At 69.3% G+C, this 13,197-nt stretch carries 27 protein-coding genes; 3 read left to right on the forward strand and 24 right to left on the reverse strand.

Features of this window, described 5'->3' with window-relative positions; genetic code table 11:
• Window positions 1-171: 171 nt before the first annotated feature.
• The 23 genes from ABD339_RS25415 to ABD339_RS25525 all read right to left on the reverse strand — a co-directional run bounded on the left by ABD339_RS25415 (window position 172) and on the right by ABD339_RS25525 (window position 10,173).
• On the reverse strand, window positions 172-414 hold the full coding sequence (locus ABD339_RS25415; RefSeq protein ID WP_344568967.1) for a hypothetical protein: 243 nt from the start codon (window positions 412-414) through the stop codon (window positions 172-174).
• Window positions 411-1,742, reverse strand: coding sequence for a replicative DNA helicase (gene dnaB, locus ABD339_RS25420; protein WP_344568969.1), 1,332 nt, complete (start codon window positions 1,740-1,742; stop codon window positions 411-413). Before dnaB ends, ABD339_RS25415 begins: the two co-directional genes overlap by 4 nt.
• A gap of 17 nt (window positions 1,743-1,759) precedes the next feature.
• Window positions 1,760-2,683 carry a hypothetical protein gene (locus ABD339_RS25425; protein WP_344568971.1) on the reverse strand — a complete coding sequence of 308 codons (924 nt, stop codon included), beginning with the start codon at window positions 2,681-2,683 and terminating at the stop codon, window positions 1,760-1,762.
• Window positions 2,684-2,753: 70 nt separating this feature from the next.
• A complete protein-coding gene (locus ABD339_RS25430; protein ID WP_344568973.1) occupies window positions 2,754-3,032 on the reverse strand; it encodes a WhiB family transcriptional regulator in 279 nt (92 codons plus the stop codon).
• A complete protein-coding gene (locus ABD339_RS25435; protein WP_344568974.1) occupies window positions 3,029-3,475 on the reverse strand; it encodes a hypothetical protein in 447 nt (148 codons plus the stop codon). The genes ABD339_RS25430 and ABD339_RS25435 overlap by 4 nt, the downstream gene beginning before the upstream one ends.
• On the reverse strand, window positions 3,472-3,648 hold the full coding sequence (locus ABD339_RS25440; protein WP_344568975.1) for a hypothetical protein: 177 nt from the start codon (window positions 3,646-3,648) through the stop codon (window positions 3,472-3,474). The genes ABD339_RS25435 and ABD339_RS25440 overlap by 4 nt, the downstream gene beginning before the upstream one ends.
• Window positions 3,645-4,049 (reverse strand): hypothetical protein, encoded by a 405-nt coding sequence (locus ABD339_RS25445; protein WP_344568977.1) that lies wholly within the window; start codon window positions 4,047-4,049, stop codon window positions 3,645-3,647. The genes ABD339_RS25440 and ABD339_RS25445 overlap by 4 nt, the downstream gene beginning before the upstream one ends.
• A gap of 58 nt (window positions 4,050-4,107) precedes the next feature.
• Entirely contained in the window at window positions 4,108-4,872 is a 765-nt protein-coding gene (locus ABD339_RS25450) for a hypothetical protein (protein WP_344568979.1), read from the reverse strand.
• Entirely contained in the window at window positions 4,869-5,648 is a 780-nt protein-coding gene (locus tag ABD339_RS25455; RefSeq protein ID WP_344568980.1) for a PD-(D/E)XK nuclease family protein, read from the reverse strand. The genes ABD339_RS25450 and ABD339_RS25455 overlap by 4 nt, the downstream gene beginning before the upstream one ends.
• Window positions 5,648-5,884: a hypothetical protein gene (locus tag ABD339_RS25460; protein WP_344568982.1), complete on the reverse strand. Its 237-nt coding sequence runs from the start codon at window positions 5,882-5,884 to the stop codon at window positions 5,648-5,650. Before ABD339_RS25460 ends, ABD339_RS25455 begins: the two co-directional genes overlap by 1 nt.
• Window positions 5,881-6,126 carry a hypothetical protein gene (locus tag ABD339_RS25465; protein ID WP_344568984.1) on the reverse strand — a complete coding sequence of 82 codons (246 nt, stop codon included), beginning with the start codon at window positions 6,124-6,126 and terminating at the stop codon, window positions 5,881-5,883. The genes ABD339_RS25460 and ABD339_RS25465 overlap by 4 nt, the downstream gene beginning before the upstream one ends.
• A 111-nt stretch (window positions 6,127-6,237) precedes the next feature.
• Window positions 6,238-6,558: a hypothetical protein gene (locus tag ABD339_RS25470; RefSeq protein ID WP_344568985.1), complete on the reverse strand. Its 321-nt coding sequence runs from the start codon at window positions 6,556-6,558 to the stop codon at window positions 6,238-6,240.
• Window positions 6,558-6,773: a hypothetical protein gene (locus tag ABD339_RS25475; RefSeq protein ID WP_344568987.1), complete on the reverse strand. Its 216-nt coding sequence runs from the start codon at window positions 6,771-6,773 to the stop codon at window positions 6,558-6,560. The genes ABD339_RS25470 and ABD339_RS25475 overlap by 1 nt, the downstream gene beginning before the upstream one ends.
• On the reverse strand, window positions 6,770-7,135 hold the full coding sequence (locus ABD339_RS25480; protein WP_344568989.1) for a DUF4326 domain-containing protein: 366 nt from the start codon (window positions 7,133-7,135) through the stop codon (window positions 6,770-6,772). Before ABD339_RS25480 ends, ABD339_RS25475 begins: the two co-directional genes overlap by 4 nt.
• Window positions 7,132-7,338 (reverse strand): hypothetical protein, encoded by a 207-nt coding sequence (locus ABD339_RS25485; protein ID WP_344568990.1) that lies wholly within the window; start codon window positions 7,336-7,338, stop codon window positions 7,132-7,134. Before ABD339_RS25485 ends, ABD339_RS25480 begins: the two co-directional genes overlap by 4 nt.
• Window positions 7,335-7,562, reverse strand: a complete 228-nt coding sequence (locus ABD339_RS25490) for a hypothetical protein (protein ID WP_344568991.1) — start codon at window positions 7,560-7,562, stop codon at window positions 7,335-7,337. The genes ABD339_RS25485 and ABD339_RS25490 overlap by 4 nt, the downstream gene beginning before the upstream one ends.
• Window positions 7,559-7,957 (reverse strand): hypothetical protein, encoded by a 399-nt coding sequence (locus tag ABD339_RS25495; RefSeq protein WP_344568992.1) that lies wholly within the window; start codon window positions 7,955-7,957, stop codon window positions 7,559-7,561. Before ABD339_RS25495 ends, ABD339_RS25490 begins: the two co-directional genes overlap by 4 nt.
• Window positions 7,954-8,235, reverse strand: a complete 282-nt coding sequence (locus tag ABD339_RS25500; protein WP_344568994.1) for a hypothetical protein — start codon at window positions 8,233-8,235, stop codon at window positions 7,954-7,956. The genes ABD339_RS25495 and ABD339_RS25500 overlap by 4 nt, the downstream gene beginning before the upstream one ends.
• A complete protein-coding gene (locus ABD339_RS25505) occupies window positions 8,232-8,891 on the reverse strand; it encodes a hypothetical protein (protein ID WP_344568996.1) in 660 nt (219 codons plus the stop codon). Before ABD339_RS25505 ends, ABD339_RS25500 begins: the two co-directional genes overlap by 4 nt.
• The gene (locus ABD339_RS25510; protein WP_344568997.1) at window positions 8,891-9,106 is read right to left on the reverse strand and encodes a hypothetical protein; all 216 of its coding nucleotides are present in this window, start codon (window positions 9,104-9,106) and stop codon (window positions 8,891-8,893) included. The genes ABD339_RS25505 and ABD339_RS25510 overlap by 1 nt, the downstream gene beginning before the upstream one ends.
• The gene (locus tag ABD339_RS25515; protein WP_344568998.1) at window positions 9,103-9,477 is read right to left on the reverse strand and encodes a hypothetical protein; all 375 of its coding nucleotides are present in this window, start codon (window positions 9,475-9,477) and stop codon (window positions 9,103-9,105) included. Before ABD339_RS25515 ends, ABD339_RS25510 begins: the two co-directional genes overlap by 4 nt.
• Window positions 9,478-9,733: 256 nt before the next feature.
• Window positions 9,734-9,988 (reverse strand): hypothetical protein, encoded by a 255-nt coding sequence (locus ABD339_RS25520; RefSeq protein WP_344569000.1) that lies wholly within the window; start codon window positions 9,986-9,988, stop codon window positions 9,734-9,736.
• Window positions 9,985-10,173: a helix-turn-helix domain-containing protein gene (locus tag ABD339_RS25525; RefSeq protein WP_344569002.1), complete on the reverse strand. Its 189-nt coding sequence runs from the start codon at window positions 10,171-10,173 to the stop codon at window positions 9,985-9,987. Before ABD339_RS25525 ends, ABD339_RS25520 begins: the two co-directional genes overlap by 4 nt.
• 236 nt (window positions 10,174-10,409) lie before the next feature.
• On the opposite strand from ABD339_RS25525, the gene ABD339_RS25530 reads away from it, so the two are divergent.
• The 3 genes from ABD339_RS25530 (at window position 10,410) to ABD339_RS25540 (ending at window position 12,512) form a co-directional block, all read left to right on the forward strand.
• Entirely contained in the window at window positions 10,410-10,922 is a 513-nt protein-coding gene (locus tag ABD339_RS25530; protein ID WP_344569004.1) for a helix-turn-helix domain-containing protein, read from the forward strand.
• A 140-nt stretch (window positions 10,923-11,062) separates the two neighbouring features.
• Window positions 11,063-11,257 carry a hypothetical protein gene (locus tag ABD339_RS25535; protein ID WP_344569006.1) on the forward strand — a complete coding sequence of 65 codons (195 nt, stop codon included), beginning with the start codon at window positions 11,063-11,065 and terminating at the stop codon, window positions 11,255-11,257.
• Between the two features lie 4 nt (window positions 11,258-11,261).
• Entirely contained in the window at window positions 11,262-12,512 is a 1,251-nt protein-coding gene (locus ABD339_RS25540) for a hypothetical protein (protein ID WP_344569007.1), read from the forward strand.
• Window positions 12,513-12,556: 44 nt separating this feature from the next.
• Here the strand turns inward: ABD339_RS25540 and ABD339_RS25545 are convergent, their stop codons facing one another.
• A complete protein-coding gene (locus ABD339_RS25545) occupies window positions 12,557-12,940 on the reverse strand; it encodes a chorismate mutase (protein WP_344569008.1) in 384 nt (127 codons plus the stop codon).
• Between the last annotated feature and the right edge of the window lie 257 nt (window positions 12,941-13,197).

Consider the following 13,197-nt stretch of genomic DNA (forward strand, 5'->3'; position numbering starts at 1 on the left):
GTGCGGGCGGGAGTTGGCGGCCGGGCATGAGCGCCCAAGCGCAGGTCCACAGGTGGCGGCAGACCGGGCACCGATAGGCGGCGGTGAGGGAACCGCCCGTGGCGATACCGGACGTGGGCACGGTCGGACCAGCCAGGCAGCGAGGGCAGCAGTCCGTGTAGAAGCTGCCGCTCATGCGGCTTGCTCCGTCCGGCCGGGTTCGCAGTCGGAACAGCAGGGACTCGGCACGGGGCCGGAGGGCGCAGTGCCGCACGGCCATGCCCCGGGACGCGCTATGTGGTAGTCGGGCGTCTCGGTCTTGGTGGGCTCCGGCTGGTGCGGGGCGGGCTTGCCGAGGAGTGCGGCGAACAGCGACTTGAGGTCGCCCTGCTGTCGGATCTCGGCCATGTCGTCGGGGCTGAAGGCGGTGCTCATGACTGCGCCATGTCGACGAAGCGGGAGTAGTGCAACTGGGCGGCGATGGTGATCGTTGCCGGAGACCCGTCGCGGTGCTTCGCCACGATCATGTCGGCCTCGCCGGCGCGGGGGGAGTCGTGCTCGTAGGCGTCCTCGCGGTGGATGAGGATCACGATGTCCGCGTCCTGCTCCAGCGAGCCGCTTTCGCGGAGGTCGGACGGAACGGGTCGCTTGTCGGTGCGCTGTTCCGGGCCGCGGTTGAGCTGACACAGCACGACGACGGGCACGTCCAGTTCCTTGGCCATCAACTTGATGGCGCGGCTCATCTCGGAGACTTCGACCTGCCGGTTCTCGGCCCGCCGTTTCCCGCCGGTTTCGATGAGCTGGAGATAGTCGATGACGACGAGGTCCAGGCCGGTCTGCTGTTTGATCTGGCGGCAGCGGGCCTTGATCTGAGTGACGGTCCGGCTGGGCGTGGCGTCGATCGTCAGGGGGGCGGTGTGCAGGGCCTGAAGGTGGTTGGCAAACCGGGCCCAGTCCTCGTTCGACATGGTGCCGCCCCTAATCCGGTGCAGCCCGATCTTCGCTTCGGCGGAGATGATGCGGTGCTGTACTCCGCGGCGAGACATCTCCAAGCTGAAGAATGCGGCGGGCCGTTGGTGCCGGATGGCGCAGGTGCGGAGCATGTCGACACCGAGCGTGGACTTCCCGAGGCCGGGCCTTCCCGCGATGATGATCATTTGTCCGGGGAGGAGGCCATGGGTGAGGGCGTCGAAGTCCGCGAAGCCTGTGGGGAGTCCGATGTCCCGGCCCTCGGCGGAAAGTTTCTCAAGCTCGGCGGCCACCTCGTCGAGGTCCTCGCCGAGGAGCGCCGAGTCGGCTTCCTCCCGGACGCGAGTGACGGACGCGAGTTCGGCCTGGGCGGCGTCGTGCGCTTCGTGAGCCTCGCCCTCGCCGCTGTAGCCGATCTGGGTGATGCGCACTCCTGCCTCGACGATGCGGCGACGTACCGCAGTGTCCCGGACGATCTCCGCGTAGTAGCCGGCGTTCGCCGCGGTGGGCACTGAGTTGACGAGTTCGCTCAGGTAGGAGGGGCCGCCGACCTTGCCGAGGAGGCCGAGGGACCGCAGGTGGTCGGTGAGGGTGATCTGGTCGGCGGGCTCGTTGCGGCCGTACAGGTCGACGATGGCGCGGAACACGGTCTCGTGCTGGGGGCGGTACAGGTCGTCGGCGTCGAGGATCTCGATGACGTCGGCGATGGCGCTCTTGGAAAGAAGCATGCCGCCGAGGACGCACTTCTCGGCTTCGGTGTCCTGGGGCGGTGTGCGTTCGATCTGGTCGTCCATGGTTCTCCGTTCCGGGGTCAGGCGGCGTGACTGGTCTGGGCGGGGTGGCACTTGGGGCAGGGGCGGGCGTTGCCGTTGTCGTCGTAGATCTGCCGCATGCGGGCTTCTCGGGCAGCGACTCGGTTGCCGTCGGCGCATTCGCCGCACCAGGCGGGCAGCGGGGCCGTGGCCCGCGGCTGCGTCTTCTTGGCGCGGCGGGGGAGGTCGGCGATGCGCATCCGGAGGACGGGCGGGTAGCTGGTGATGCCGCCTGGCCGTTCGGTGAGTTTCGCGGCGAGGTCTGCGTCGAGGTCCCAGCCTTGTTTCTGTGCTGTCTCTGAGAGTTGGGGTGCCATGGCGGCTGCGGTGCGGGGGCCGATGGTCCACGGGTCTGGCAGGTCTTCGAGGAACTTCGCTGCGGCGGCGAGGGTGTCGTCTTGTTGCTGGCGTCGGTCGGCCAGGTTCGACGGCGCCGCGGGTTCCTCGTCCTCCTTGGAGGGGGGAGGGGTAGAGGGGGGAGGGGTAGGGGGAGGTTCTGACCTCGCCTGGCGGGGCTGTGACCTCCCCTTAGGGGAGGTTCTGACCTCGCCTGGCGGGGCTGTGACCTCCCCTTGGCCAGTGGTAGGGGAGGTCACAACCTCCCCTACTGCGAGGGTGGGGAACCGGTACCGGCACTGCTTGCCTGGCACCGCATACAGCGCACGACCGTCCTTGCCCGAGGTGAGGGGAATGCGCACCTCAAGGCCACGCTTCGCCAGGCGCTGGAGCGCGGACTTCAGGCTCCCCTGACCGTTGAGCCCAGCACGCTGAGCCAGAACGTGCGCGTTGAAGTCGGCCCACGTCTCCCGTTTAGGGTCGTCGTCTCGCACGTTCTCGCCGATCGCAACCAGCACCATCCGCTCGGCCGGGGTGAGGTCGGCGGGGGCGTGCATCAAGACCTCGACAACGCGCTTGATTCCCATCACTCCCCCTCCCTTCGCGGCATGGCGTCCAAGGTCACGGCGATTCCTCCGGGTCTGGCGGGCGGTTCGGCTATGCGGCGGTGCGTGTGGGTGTCGTGGTGGTGGCGAGTGCGGCGCGTTCGGCGGGTGCGAGTCCGCCGGCGATGCCGTGGCGCTGGGAGAGGGGTAGGCCCTGTTCGGCGCGGAGGATGCTGGTGAGGCACTGCTGCCGCACGTAGCACCGGTTGCGGCAGACCCAGGCGGCGAGGTCGGCGTCGTCGCGGTAGGTCTGGCTGCGGCTGGAGCCCTCGGGGTGCCAAAAGTCGGGGTCGGTGCGGCAGGGAGTCTTGGCCTGCCAGGTGGTGGTCACGCCGCTGCCTTGAGTCGGTTGCGCTGCTGCTGCCAGTGCTCGCGCATGCCGTCCCGGCAGGCGTCGTCGATGGGTTCGCCGCGGCGCTGGTGCCGCCTGTAGGCGGCGTCCGTGCCGCAGGGGCTGACGGTCTGGGCGGGGCGGGGGCGCTGGGAGGGGCGGTAGTCCGTGTGCCGCCAGCGGTGGATCTGCCGCTTGTTGGTGGCGAGCCGTTCGGCGATGGCGGGTTCTCCGAGGCCGGCTGCGAGCAGGAGGTGTGTGGCGGCCCAGCGTTCGTCGAGGTTGAGGAGGGTGGGGTCGTAGTCGCCGGTGGCGGCGCGTTCGACGGCGATCCAGTCGATGCCGCCGTCGTCGGTGCAGGTTTCTGTGGTCGGCGGGACGAGCCGGAGGCCATGGCTGTAGGTGCGGGCGGCGGTGAGTGGCCGGTGTGCGTAGCGGGTCATCGCTGGTTCTCCTTCCGGGTGTTGCGGCGGGTTGCGGCGGGCCTGCGGTAGATGGCTTCGAGTACGGCGAGTTGGGCGGCGCGCTGGTCGGGTTGGGCTGCGGCTGCGGCGCGGATGTGCCAGTCGGTGGTGGCGTCCTGTGCGCGGCGGGCGAGGAGGCGGAGGAAGCTCACGCGGCGGCCCTCCCCTGCTGCCGGGCCTGCTTGCGGGCGGCCTGCCTGGCTTCTATGTGGCGGCGCCCCGCAGGGGTGAGGCGGTAGAGGTTGACGCGCTTGCCGTGAGCTTTCGGGTTGATGGAGGGCTGGTCTCCGACTCGGCGGAGGAGCTGCGGCTGGTTGGGGTGGAGGGAGTCGTGGCTGACGAGGGCGTGGAAGTAGAGGCCGGCCCGGCGGCAGGCGTCGTCGGGGACGATCTGCCGGATCTGGTTCATGCCGAAGGGCTGGCCACTCGCGGCGAGGTGGAGGACGACCTGGTCGAAGAGGGCGGTGTCCCAGTCGGTGACGGTGGCGTACATGCTGCGGAGCTCGGCGGCGGCCCAATCGGCGGCCTCGGTCGGGGTGAGGTTGTGCGCCATGTCTGGTTTCCTTCCGGGTGGGGCCGCCCCTGTGTCGGGCAGGGGCGGCCCGAGGCGGTTACTGGGTGGGCTGGGTGCCGGGCTGTGCGGCTTCGGGCCACAGCGGCTCGTCGTGGACCGGCTCCGCGTCGGCCCGGCTCTCCGGCTCGGCGTCCTCGTCGGGGGCGGGCGCCACAACCTCGGGTTCGGGCGCCACCGGCTCCGGTTTCTTCCGCGAGATCTTGCGGGTCTTCGTCGCGGGCGCCGTCTCATCGCTCTCGTCGGCGAGCTCTTCGGAGCTGTAGGGCATGCCCATCAGCACGTCGGCGGCGATCAGCCGGGCGCACTCGGAGGTGGCGCGGGCGAGGAGCATCGACTGCGGCTGGCTCTTGTAGTTGGGGTTTTTCGCGGGGAACCCGGCCTTCGTCGCCCGGTCCATCGACCAGGTGACGCGCTCCTCCTGCGTTGAGCCCTTGCGTCGCCCGCACACGATGGCCCGGGTCGATGTCGATTCCTCGGTCCACATCTCGTGCCCGTGGGCCTGGACGAGGCCGCGCAACGCGATGGCGGACAGTCCGGCGGTGCCCTGGATGACGTGCATGGAACGGAGGGCGGCCATCGGGGAGAGGCCCATCTCCTGGCCGGCGAGGATCGCTGCGGTCACCTCGTCGGGCTTGCCCTGGAATGCCTTCGGGACGAAGGACGTCTTGGCGAGGGACTGGGCGATGTTGTTGGCGGCGACGGCGGACTCGGCCCAGGCGACGAGTTCGGAGCCCGGGTGCTGGGGCTGCTCGTCGGTGAGGGCAGGTGTGTTGCCGTTCTGGCGGATGGCGAGTTCGGTCATGCTGCGGGTGTCTCCTTGGTCCAGGTCGGTGTGTCGAGGGCGGGGCTGATGAAGGTGTCTTTGAGGGAGCGGGCTGCTCGGGCCACGTGGGCGACGTGTTTGAACACCTGGAAGGCGCCGTCGAGGTCCTCGACGAGGTAGGTGTCGTAGCCGTCGGGGCGGAGCCACACGGCGAGCCCGGCATCCACGTGCGGGATGGGCCGCTCGATGTTGTCGTCGTCGAGGTAGAACTCGGCTTTGGCGTAGGCGGCGAGCTGGAGTGCGGTCTCGCCCCAGATGCCGGAGCGGCCGGTCTTCCAGTCGGTGATGAGGCGTCGCCCGTCGGGCACGTCGCCGATGACGTCGGGGGTGCCGGAGTACCACCAGGTGCGCGATGCGAGGGGCCGCTCGACGATGACGGGCTGGATGCGCCAGTCGTCGAGGAAGCGGGCGCAGGACTCGATGTAGCCGACGAGTTCCGCCGGCGCCTCGACCTCTTCGCCAGCTATGAGCTGTTCGGCGTAGGCGTGGATGCTGGTGCCGCGTACCGCGGCGGTGTCGCGGGCCTTCTGGTGGCGGGTCTTGAGATGGTCGACGAGTTGCTCGCGCCCCGCGTCGCGGTGAGACTCGACGTCGGCCCAGTTGTCGGCGACGTATTCGGCGACCTCTCGGGCGGCCCAGTCGACGAGCTTCGGCTTCGGCAGTCCGCCGTTGATGAGGGTGGTGACGCCGGTGACGCGGCGACCGTCGAGCTTGTAGTAGTGGCCGGTCTTCGTCTCGATCCGTTGGAGGCCCATCAGAACGGCACTCCGGTCTCGCGGCGGCTGCGGGGTGCGAGGGGGATGCGGATGCTGCGGTCGGGGTTCCAGCAGCCGCAGAGGTCGTACTCGACCTCGAACGAGGGGCCTTCAGCGACGACTGGGGCGGCGCCTTCGCCGTGGCAGTCGCGGCAGTTCCTCTTGGGGAGGCGGTAGATGTGCAGGGCCCGGCCGTACAGTTCGGCGGTCCAGCGGCCGAGGGTGAGGGTCTTCACTCCGTGCCCTCCTCGGCGATGCGCTGGAGTCGGGCAATGCCGCCGGGGTCGTGCTGGGCCGCGTTGACCGCCGCCCCGTATTCGGGGTACGCCATCTCCAGCCGCGCGGCGTTGCCTTCGTCGGCGCAGTCCCAGGCGCGGAGGAGGCGCTGGATGAAGGTGCCGGGCGGGTAGCCGCCCCGGTCGAACATCCACAGCACGTGGGCCGCGACCGTCGGCGTGATGGTGGGTGCGTTGCTCATGACTCCTGCTTTCTGGGTGTGGTGTGCCTGGGCCGCCGCGGTGCGGTGTCCCTGTGGGGTGGTTGGTGGCCCGCGCCGGGGGCCCTTGGTCATCCGCCGGCGCGGGACGTTTCAGGCGGCGGTGTTGCGCCGGGTGTACTCGGCGTCGATCCACCGCTGCGGGGTGAAGCCCATGCGGTCGGCGACGTCGCAGGCGTCTTCCGCGTAGTCAGGAAGCTCCAGTTCCTCGGTGAGCTGGGCGGCGAAGGCGGCGGCTCCGTCGGGGTCGATGTCGGTGAGGCGCTGGAGGGTGCGGTGGAAGGCCCAGGCTGCTGCGGTGCCAGTGGCCATGGCCCACATGTCCTGCGGGTTGCGGGCTTCGCCGGTGCGCATGAGGAGCCGGATGCGGGCCTCCAGCGCGAACTCGTGGAGGCTGCGGATCTCCTCGGCCATCAGGTGTCCTTCCGGGGATTGTTGGTGTAGGCCCGCGTGCTGCCGTCGAGGGGTGTGAGCCGCCCGGCTCGGGCGAGGTGTTGGAGGTCGCGTCGTGCGGTGCGGCGGCCGGGTGCGAGGTGGAGGGTGCGGTACAGGTCCCAGGCGCGGCTGGTGGTCCATGTGCCGCCCTCAGCGCGGGCGGTGGCGAGGAGTACAGCCCGGCGGTACGTCATGCCGGCTCACCGCCGTTGGCGACTACCAGGTGCACGTTGGCGTGGCAGGGCTGGTCGAGCGGGCACCAGCACATGAGGTCCCGGCCAGCCAGTTCGCGTCGGGCACGTTCGATCAGCTTCGGCCGCTCGGCCAGCCAGCCGCGGAACAGGAGGACTGCTTCGGCGCGGGCGTCCCGTTCGTAGTCGAACGTCGCCCAGGTGCCGAGGCTGTCGATCGGATCAGGGATGCTGTACCGGCCGTCGGCCATGCGGACGACCGCGTAGGGGTTGCCCCAGGCAGTGCCGCGGCCGACGTAGATGGCACCGTCGGGCTTGCGCCAGCCCTTGGTGCGGCGACGCTGGATACGGGTCGGAGTGTTCATGCGGCCACCGCCCGGGCTACTGGTTCGGGCCCGCCGCCCCAGACGGCGGCGATGGCGTTGTCGTAGGCGGCCCAGGTGTGGCTGCTCCACGAGTCCTCGGGCCCGAACGTGAGGTGCCAGGTTTCGTCGACTTCGGCGAGTTCGTATTGGATGCGGTCGGCGGGCGGCAGGGCGAGGAGGGTGATGGCATCGAGGGTTGTCACGGCCGGTCACCGCCCTGCGAGGCGCGGCGCAGCCAGGAGACGATGACGGCGACGACTGTCCAGTCCCAGCCGCCCACCCACTCGACCATTCGCTCGTCCCAGCTGCCCAGCTCCACGCCAGCGTTGGTGAGCGTCTCCCGCACCAGCGCGCGCTGGTCAGCGTTGGGCATGTAGTCCGTGGGGGACGACTCGATCGGACCGTCCGGAATGTGGTGATCACTCATTCCGTCTCACCCCGCTCGGCGGCGCGGGTGGGGCGGGCCGCCAACTCGGCACGCAGCCGGGCAACCTCGGCTACGAGCAGGGCGTTCGCGTCCTCGCGCTGTCGTAGCCACTGCTGGTACGCCTCCCGGTCCTTGACGACGCGGAGGGTGCCCTCGCCGTAAGCGACAGCCCGCTCCCGGGCTGACCGCCACGCAAACAGGTACCGGGCCCGCTCGGCGCGCAGCCGGGCGACCTCGCTCCGCTCGCGCCGCCACTCCGTGCGCAACCGCTCGATCTCCAGAGCAGGCGACGCCAGGTCATGCCCCGGCGTGTAGCGCTGGCACTCCTTGGAGTGGGCGCCGACGCGGGCGCAGGTGCATGCCAGCCGCTCGGGTGTCATCGGTGTCTCGCTCATGCCGCACCGCCTGGGGCCTGCTCGCCGACCGTGACGTTGCGGATCGTGCGGATGTCCTGCTCCAACGCCGACAGTTGCAGCGTCCACTTCCCGTCAACCTCGGCGTGGAACTTGACCCGCTGCCCCTCGCCCGCGGTGGCGAAGCCGCCGCCCTCGATACGGGCCACGGCCTGCCGCAGAGCGGAGTGGGTGACCTGGTGCGCGATGACCGTCTCGATGTGCCCCGACATCCACGTGATCTCGTAGACCTGCGGGATGATGTCCTCGTAGAAGCTCATGCGGCACCTCCGGGGGTCCATCCGGGGTAGTCGGCGTCGGTGTGGCATGCCTCGGGGTGGGCGACCGCGAGCGCGGCGAACGCGCCGTCGGCGGTGTCGAGCTGGTGCTGCTGCTCCGCGAGGCGGGCGCTGGCTGCGACCAGCTCGGCGTCCCGGAGCACCGAGAGGCCGCGCTCCACCCCGCGCCGCTCGTGCTCGTTGCGCGTCGTGACCCCAGGGCCGGTGGAGGTGTAGGCGGCCAGCTCGTCTGCGGCGGCGCTGATCTCCGCGACCGGGCGCCCCTCGGCGAGAGCGTCAGCGAGACCGCGTAGATCCTCGGCGGTCAGGGTCTGGTACTGGCGGAGCAGGAACGTCAGCGCGGTGCCCACGCCCGAGCAGTGCTCCCGCCACTCCCAGATGGCCTCCCGGCTATGGCGCTCCCGGAGGCTGCGGAAGTAGCCGAGGCTGTAGCCCTGGGGGCCGTAGGCCAGGGGCCAGCCGATACGCCGGATGCTGTCGGTGTCGTGGGCTGCGCCCGGAGTCCAGATTCGGAGCTGCGTCTCACGTTCCTCCACAGCGTCGGCGGCGAGGCGCAGGGTCTGCGCCAGGGAGGGGACAGCGAGGACGCCGTCCGTGTCGTGGCTGCCGGACGCGGGGGCGGGGACGGTGAGCGCCATCACAGGTCACCCCCGAGGCGCTGCGGCACCGTGGCGAGCTCCTTGTCGGCCCATGCGATCTCGGCGAGCACGTCCTCGCGGGTCGCCGTGTCAGGCACCAGCGTGAGATTGCGTTCGGCATCGGCGCGGACGAGGATCGCGTCCCGCACAGCCGGGGGGAACTGGGCGGCCTTGAAGTCGGCGACCGCATCCGGGATCGGGGTCGGGATCGTCATGACCGGTCACCGCTCTCGATCGCGAGGAGTTCGCTGGTGCGCTCGACGAGACAGGTCGCGAGCCAGGCCGTGTACTCCTTCTGACTGGCGACCGTCTCCTCCAGCTCGGCGACGCGAGCCCGCAGCCGGTCAATCACGGCGAAGAGTTCCGGAACGTCCTCGTGGGTCTCGGCGATCCACAGGGCGAGGTTCCCCGCCCAATCCGGCAAGGTCGCGATGACCTGCCCCTGGTGGGTCACCTGCCACACGCCAACGCCATCGACGGTGGCCTCGCGGATGAGCCAGTTCCCGGACAGCCAGTCGCCCGGCTGCTGCTGACGAATGATCGCCTCACGTTCGGGCGTCATCGGGATGGGGGTCGGGATCGTCATCGCGCACCGCCTCGGAACAGGCGGGCGAGGCGGGCAGTGAGACTGCTGGCGGCCTTGTCCTGCTGGTCGGTGCGGAACTGGCGGAAGTTCCGGGCTGCGTCCCAACGCTGGGAGCAGCGGGCAAAGTCCCGCTCGGTGGTTTGTTCTGGGATCATGTGACGCACGGGGCGCCCCTTTCGTTTCTGGGTTGTGGGTGTTTCCGAGGCCCCGGCTGCCGGTGTGTGGAAGCCCGGCGGTTGGGGCCGCATACCGCCTCTCAGGCGGCGCGGGAGATGGCGAGCGGTTCGACTGCGCCGAGGTCGCCGTTGCGGCGAAGGTCCTCGGCGGTGAACGTGATTCGGCCACCGTCCGTGTGGTGGAAGAGTTCTCGCCGGTACGCCTTCTCCTTCACCGTGCGCACGCTCGTGTACGGCAGGAGTCGCAGCTCGACGACCTCTTCGGGGGTGTAGCGCTTCAGCTCGCCCTCGCCTCCGTGGATGGAGGTGGGGGGCTTCGTGGCCTTTCTGGTCACGGGGTCTCCTCGTGGGTGATGGCAGCGGGCGACACCCCGAGGGCCGTGGCGATGCTCAGCACGCGATCGACTGCGGGTTCGCGTACCTGACCTCGCTCGATGCGGGATAGGTAGCCGCGGTCGAGTCCGGTGAGTGCAGCCAGCTCACGCAGGCTCACTTTCCGAGCTTCTCGTATGGCCCTCATTGCGGTGCCGTTCGGTCTCACGCCTTGAAAGTAAGCCTTCGAGACCACGCATGGCAAGCACTCTGGCTACGTTTTCTGCTCGGTTTCGAAGCTTTTTCCCTACGCAGCAGTATGCGACCGCTGCCATTCACAGAGTGAGAAGTGCAACCCAAAGACACACAGACCCGCACTAACATGCAGGTCAAAGGCTGGGATAGGTACCCCTTGGTTGCAGCCTTATGGGGCATGATGGGGCCATGGTTAGTGACTGGGGCCGACTCGGCGCCGAGCTGAAGAAAGCCCGGAAAGCCGCCCGCATCACACAGGAGACGATGGCTGAGCAGCTTGGTGTCTCGCGCTCAGCGATCCAGGCAATCGACCGCGGTGACTCCAAGCGCGTCACCCCGACGATCCGCGCCTACGCGCAGGCAATCGGCTGGGACAGCACCGCCGTGGCCACCGTCCTAGCCGGCGGGAACGCCAAGCTCACCGAACCCGAGGGCAGGCAAACCGAGCCCGGCGACACCTCCGAAGCACGAGGAGATGCGCCCGCCGACCTCCCGCTCCGCGTGGTCCACAGCCTCTCCGAGGGGACTCTCATCGATGCGACCGTCATCGATCTACCAGTGAGCAGCACCGACGTGCGGATGACTGTCGTTGTGCGTGGGAAGCCCGGCGCCAGCCCCGACGAGATCAAGAAGGCGCTGGAGGCGTGGGAGCGCGCCGAGCGTCACCTCCAGCACCTGGACGACGACACCAACGGGACATAACACGCGCCCCGTTGAAGCTCCACCATCTCTCCCCAAACGCCCGCACGTGTGATGTCATATGCCTACACCGTCGAGGGGGGCCACCGCTCAGAACGGCTCATGGGGGACCTATGCGGGTACGAGTCCGTCGTGTCTCCGGCATGCCATGCAGAGTCGAGATCTACGTCAAGACCCTGCCAGGCCGGATCAACGTGTACGTAGCGGAAGCACTGATCACAGAAGAGGGCGCCCTCCTGCTGGAGAGCGTCCTCAGTTCTCTCCCAGATGGGGCGTCGCACCTGTATCCCCCCACAGCACCCCGCGTGCAGGTGCGCACCCCGCTCACCGCAAGGTAGTTCTATGGCGTATGCCGAGAAGCGCGTCAGCCAGGCCCGAGGCTCCAAGGGCAAGGTGACCTGGCGGGCGCGCTACAAGAAGCCTGATGGCACCTGGGGCTCCGAGCCCGGATTCCCCACGAAGAAGACCGCCGAGAGGTGGGGTGAGGAGCAGGAGGCCGCGATCCGGGCCGGCAGGTGGATCGACCCCGAGCTGGGGCGGGCCCATTTCGGGGTGTGGGTACGCGAATGGATGGCCGCACAGTCTCCGCGTGGGCGCACCACGATGAACCGGTGGGAGCGACTGGAGGCGCACATCCTGCCGAAGTGGGAGTACACGCCGCTCATCGCGTTCACCTGGTTCGACGTCGAGGCGTGGGCGCGGACCCTGACGTGCGCGCGGTCCACCACGAAGGACTGCGTGCAGCTGATGGCCCGGATCCTCAACGGGGCCGTGGACGCACAGCGTCTGCCAGTGAACCCGCTCGCGGGGCGCCGCCTGACCGGCCTCCCCCCGGACCCGGCTCCGAAGCGGGACGAGGAGGAGCAGTGGGCGCCGCCCGAGGTCGTGTTGCAGCTCGCCCGCCGGCTCGGCCCGCACTACGGACTGCACGTCGTCACGACGGCGTTCGCGGGCCCGCGCTGGGAAGAACTTGTGGGCCTGCACCGGGACAACACGCTGAAGACGCGTCGGCAGCGGCACGACGGGACGATGTTCACCTGCCCGGTGATCCGTGTAGACCCCGACGTGGGCGCGCTCGCGGAGTACTACAAGCGGGACGAGGAGGGGAAGCGGCGCACCTTCCGTGGGCTGGAGCCGCCGAAGAATGCGAAGTCGGCTCGGCAGATCGACCTGCCGCCCTTCCTCGCCGAGATGCTGAAGCAGCATCTGGAGACATGGCCGCACGACTTCGTGTTCTGCACGCGGACAGGGAAGTGGTGGTGGCGCTCGGAGTGGTTTCGCATCATCCGGCCGGCTGCCGACGGTCGGGATGCGAGGCCGAAGGCTCGGGGTACAGCGGTGAAGGAGGGTTGGGACCCGATCATGCCGGGGCTGACGATGCGGGACCTACGGCACACGCACGACACCTACCAGGAGCAGATCGGTGTGCGGCCGGTGCTGGCCCACGAGCAGATGGGGCACAAGTACCCTGGCATCAAGGGCACCTACCAGCATCCGACACCCGCGATGCGGCAGGATCGGCTGGATGGCCTGCAGGAGCTGTATGAGCGGGCTCTGGGGACGCTGGGGTGGAAGAGTATTTGGGAGAGTTGATCTCCCAAATATCTCCCAAATGATCTCTATTGGGTGTGAGCACGTCAGTCCGGAGGGGTTCCGCCCCTGGTAGGAGCCTCCCCCGCGATCTGTTCGTGGTGTCTGATGACCTCGGCGATGATGAAGTTGAGGAGCTTCTCCGCGAACGCGGGATCCAGCTTGGCGTCCTGGGCCAGTTCGCGCAGGCGGGCGATCTGGCGGGCCTCGCGGGCCGGGTCCGCCGGGGGGAGGGCGTGGTCCGCCTTGAGGCGGCCCACGCGCTGGGTGCATTTGAAGCGCTCGGCGAGCATGTGCACGACGGCCGCGTCGATGTTGTCGATGCTATCGCGCAGCGCGGTCAGTTCCGCGCGCACCGCCTCGTGTGTCTGGTCGTCGCCCTGCGCGGCCTGCCCGCTCTGGCCGGTCCGCTCGGTCTCGCTGCGCGTCATCGCCCCGCTGCCCGTTCGTTGGTGGTCTGCCCGTACGTGGTCTGTCCGTACGTGGGCGTAGACCCTATCCGGCGGCGGCACCGGGGCGGGCCGGGGCCTTGTGGGATCCCGGGGCTCGGCCCCTCGGGGCCGGGGGGTGTCTCTATGTTTTTGGTCAAGCGGTTTGGGGTGTGCGGGGTTCGTAGAAGGTGCCGTCGCGGAGCATGGCGTAGATGACGCTGATGCGGTGGCGGGCGAGGCGGAGGAGGGCTTGTGTG

Origin of the sequence: Streptomyces axinellae (assembly GCF_039532135.1) — a bacterium.
GTDB lineage: Bacteria > Actinomycetota > Actinomycetes > Streptomycetales > Streptomycetaceae > Streptomyces > Streptomyces axinellae.

Bases quoted from the DNA above. Each gene is read 5' to 3' on its own strand.
- ABD339_RS25450 (WP_344568979.1), bottom strand. From the start codon at position 4,872: ATGACCGAACTCGCCATCCGCCAGAACGGCAACACACCTGCCCTCACC.
- ABD339_RS25500 (WP_344568994.1), bottom strand. From the start codon at position 8,235: ATGAGCTTCTACGAGGACATCATCCCGCAGGTCTACGAGATCACGTGG.
- ABD339_RS25515 (WP_344568998.1), bottom strand. From the start codon at position 9,477: ATGACGATCCCGACCCCCATCCCGATGACGCCCGAACGTGAGGCGATC.
- ABD339_RS25425 (WP_344568971.1), bottom strand. From the start codon at position 2,683: ATGGGAATCAAGCGCGTTGTCGAGGTCTTGATGCACGCCCCCGCCGAC.
- dnaB (WP_344568969.1), bottom strand. From the start codon at position 1,742: ATGGACGACCAGATCGAACGCACACCGCCCCAGGACACCGAAGCCGAG.
- ABD339_RS25540 (WP_344569007.1), top strand. From the start codon at position 11,262: ATGGCGTATGCCGAGAAGCGCGTCAGCCAGGCCCGAGGCTCCAAGGGC.
- ABD339_RS25465 (WP_344568984.1), bottom strand. From the start codon at position 6,126: ATGAGCAACGCACCCACCATCACGCCGACGGTCGCGGCCCACGTGCTG.
- ABD339_RS25455 (WP_344568980.1), bottom strand. From the start codon at position 5,648: ATGGGCCTCCAACGGATCGAGACGAAGACCGGCCACTACTACAAGCTC.
- ABD339_RS25470 (WP_344568985.1), bottom strand. From the start codon at position 6,558: ATGGCCGAGGAGATCCGCAGCCTCCACGAGTTCGCGCTGGAGGCCCGC.
- ABD339_RS25490 (WP_344568991.1), bottom strand. From the start codon at position 7,562: ATGAGTGATCACCACATTCCGGACGGTCCGATCGAGTCGTCCCCCACG.
- ABD339_RS25435 (WP_344568974.1), bottom strand. From the start codon at position 3,475: ATGACCCGCTACGCACACCGGCCACTCACCGCCGCCCGCACCTACAGC.
- ABD339_RS25530 (WP_344569004.1), top strand. From the start codon at position 10,410: ATGGTTAGTGACTGGGGCCGACTCGGCGCCGAGCTGAAGAAAGCCCGG.
- ABD339_RS25495 (WP_344568992.1), bottom strand. From the start codon at position 7,957: ATGAGCGAGACACCGATGACACCCGAGCGGCTGGCATGCACCTGCGCC.
- ABD339_RS25415 (WP_344568967.1), bottom strand. From the start codon at position 414: ATGAGCACCGCCTTCAGCCCCGACGACATGGCCGAGATCCGACAGCAG.
- ABD339_RS25535 (WP_344569006.1), top strand. From the start codon at position 11,063: ATGCCATGCAGAGTCGAGATCTACGTCAAGACCCTGCCAGGCCGGATC.
- ABD339_RS25510 (WP_344568997.1), bottom strand. From the start codon at position 9,106: ATGACGATCCCGACCCCGATCCCGGATGCGGTCGCCGACTTCAAGGCC.
- ABD339_RS25475 (WP_344568987.1), bottom strand. From the start codon at position 6,773: ATGACGTACCGCCGGGCTGTACTCCTCGCCACCGCCCGCGCTGAGGGC.
- ABD339_RS25545 (WP_344569008.1), bottom strand. From the start codon at position 12,940: ATGACGCGCAGCGAGACCGAGCGGACCGGCCAGAGCGGGCAGGCCGCG.
- ABD339_RS25480 (WP_344568989.1), bottom strand. From the start codon at position 7,135: ATGAACACTCCGACCCGTATCCAGCGTCGCCGCACCAAGGGCTGGCGC.
- ABD339_RS25525 (WP_344569002.1), bottom strand. From the start codon at position 10,173: ATGAGGGCCATACGAGAAGCTCGGAAAGTGAGCCTGCGTGAGCTGGCT.
- ABD339_RS25505 (WP_344568996.1), bottom strand. From the start codon at position 8,891: ATGGCGCTCACCGTCCCCGCCCCCGCGTCCGGCAGCCACGACACGGAC.
- ABD339_RS25445 (WP_344568977.1), bottom strand. From the start codon at position 4,049: ATGGCGCACAACCTCACCCCGACCGAGGCCGCCGATTGGGCCGCCGCC.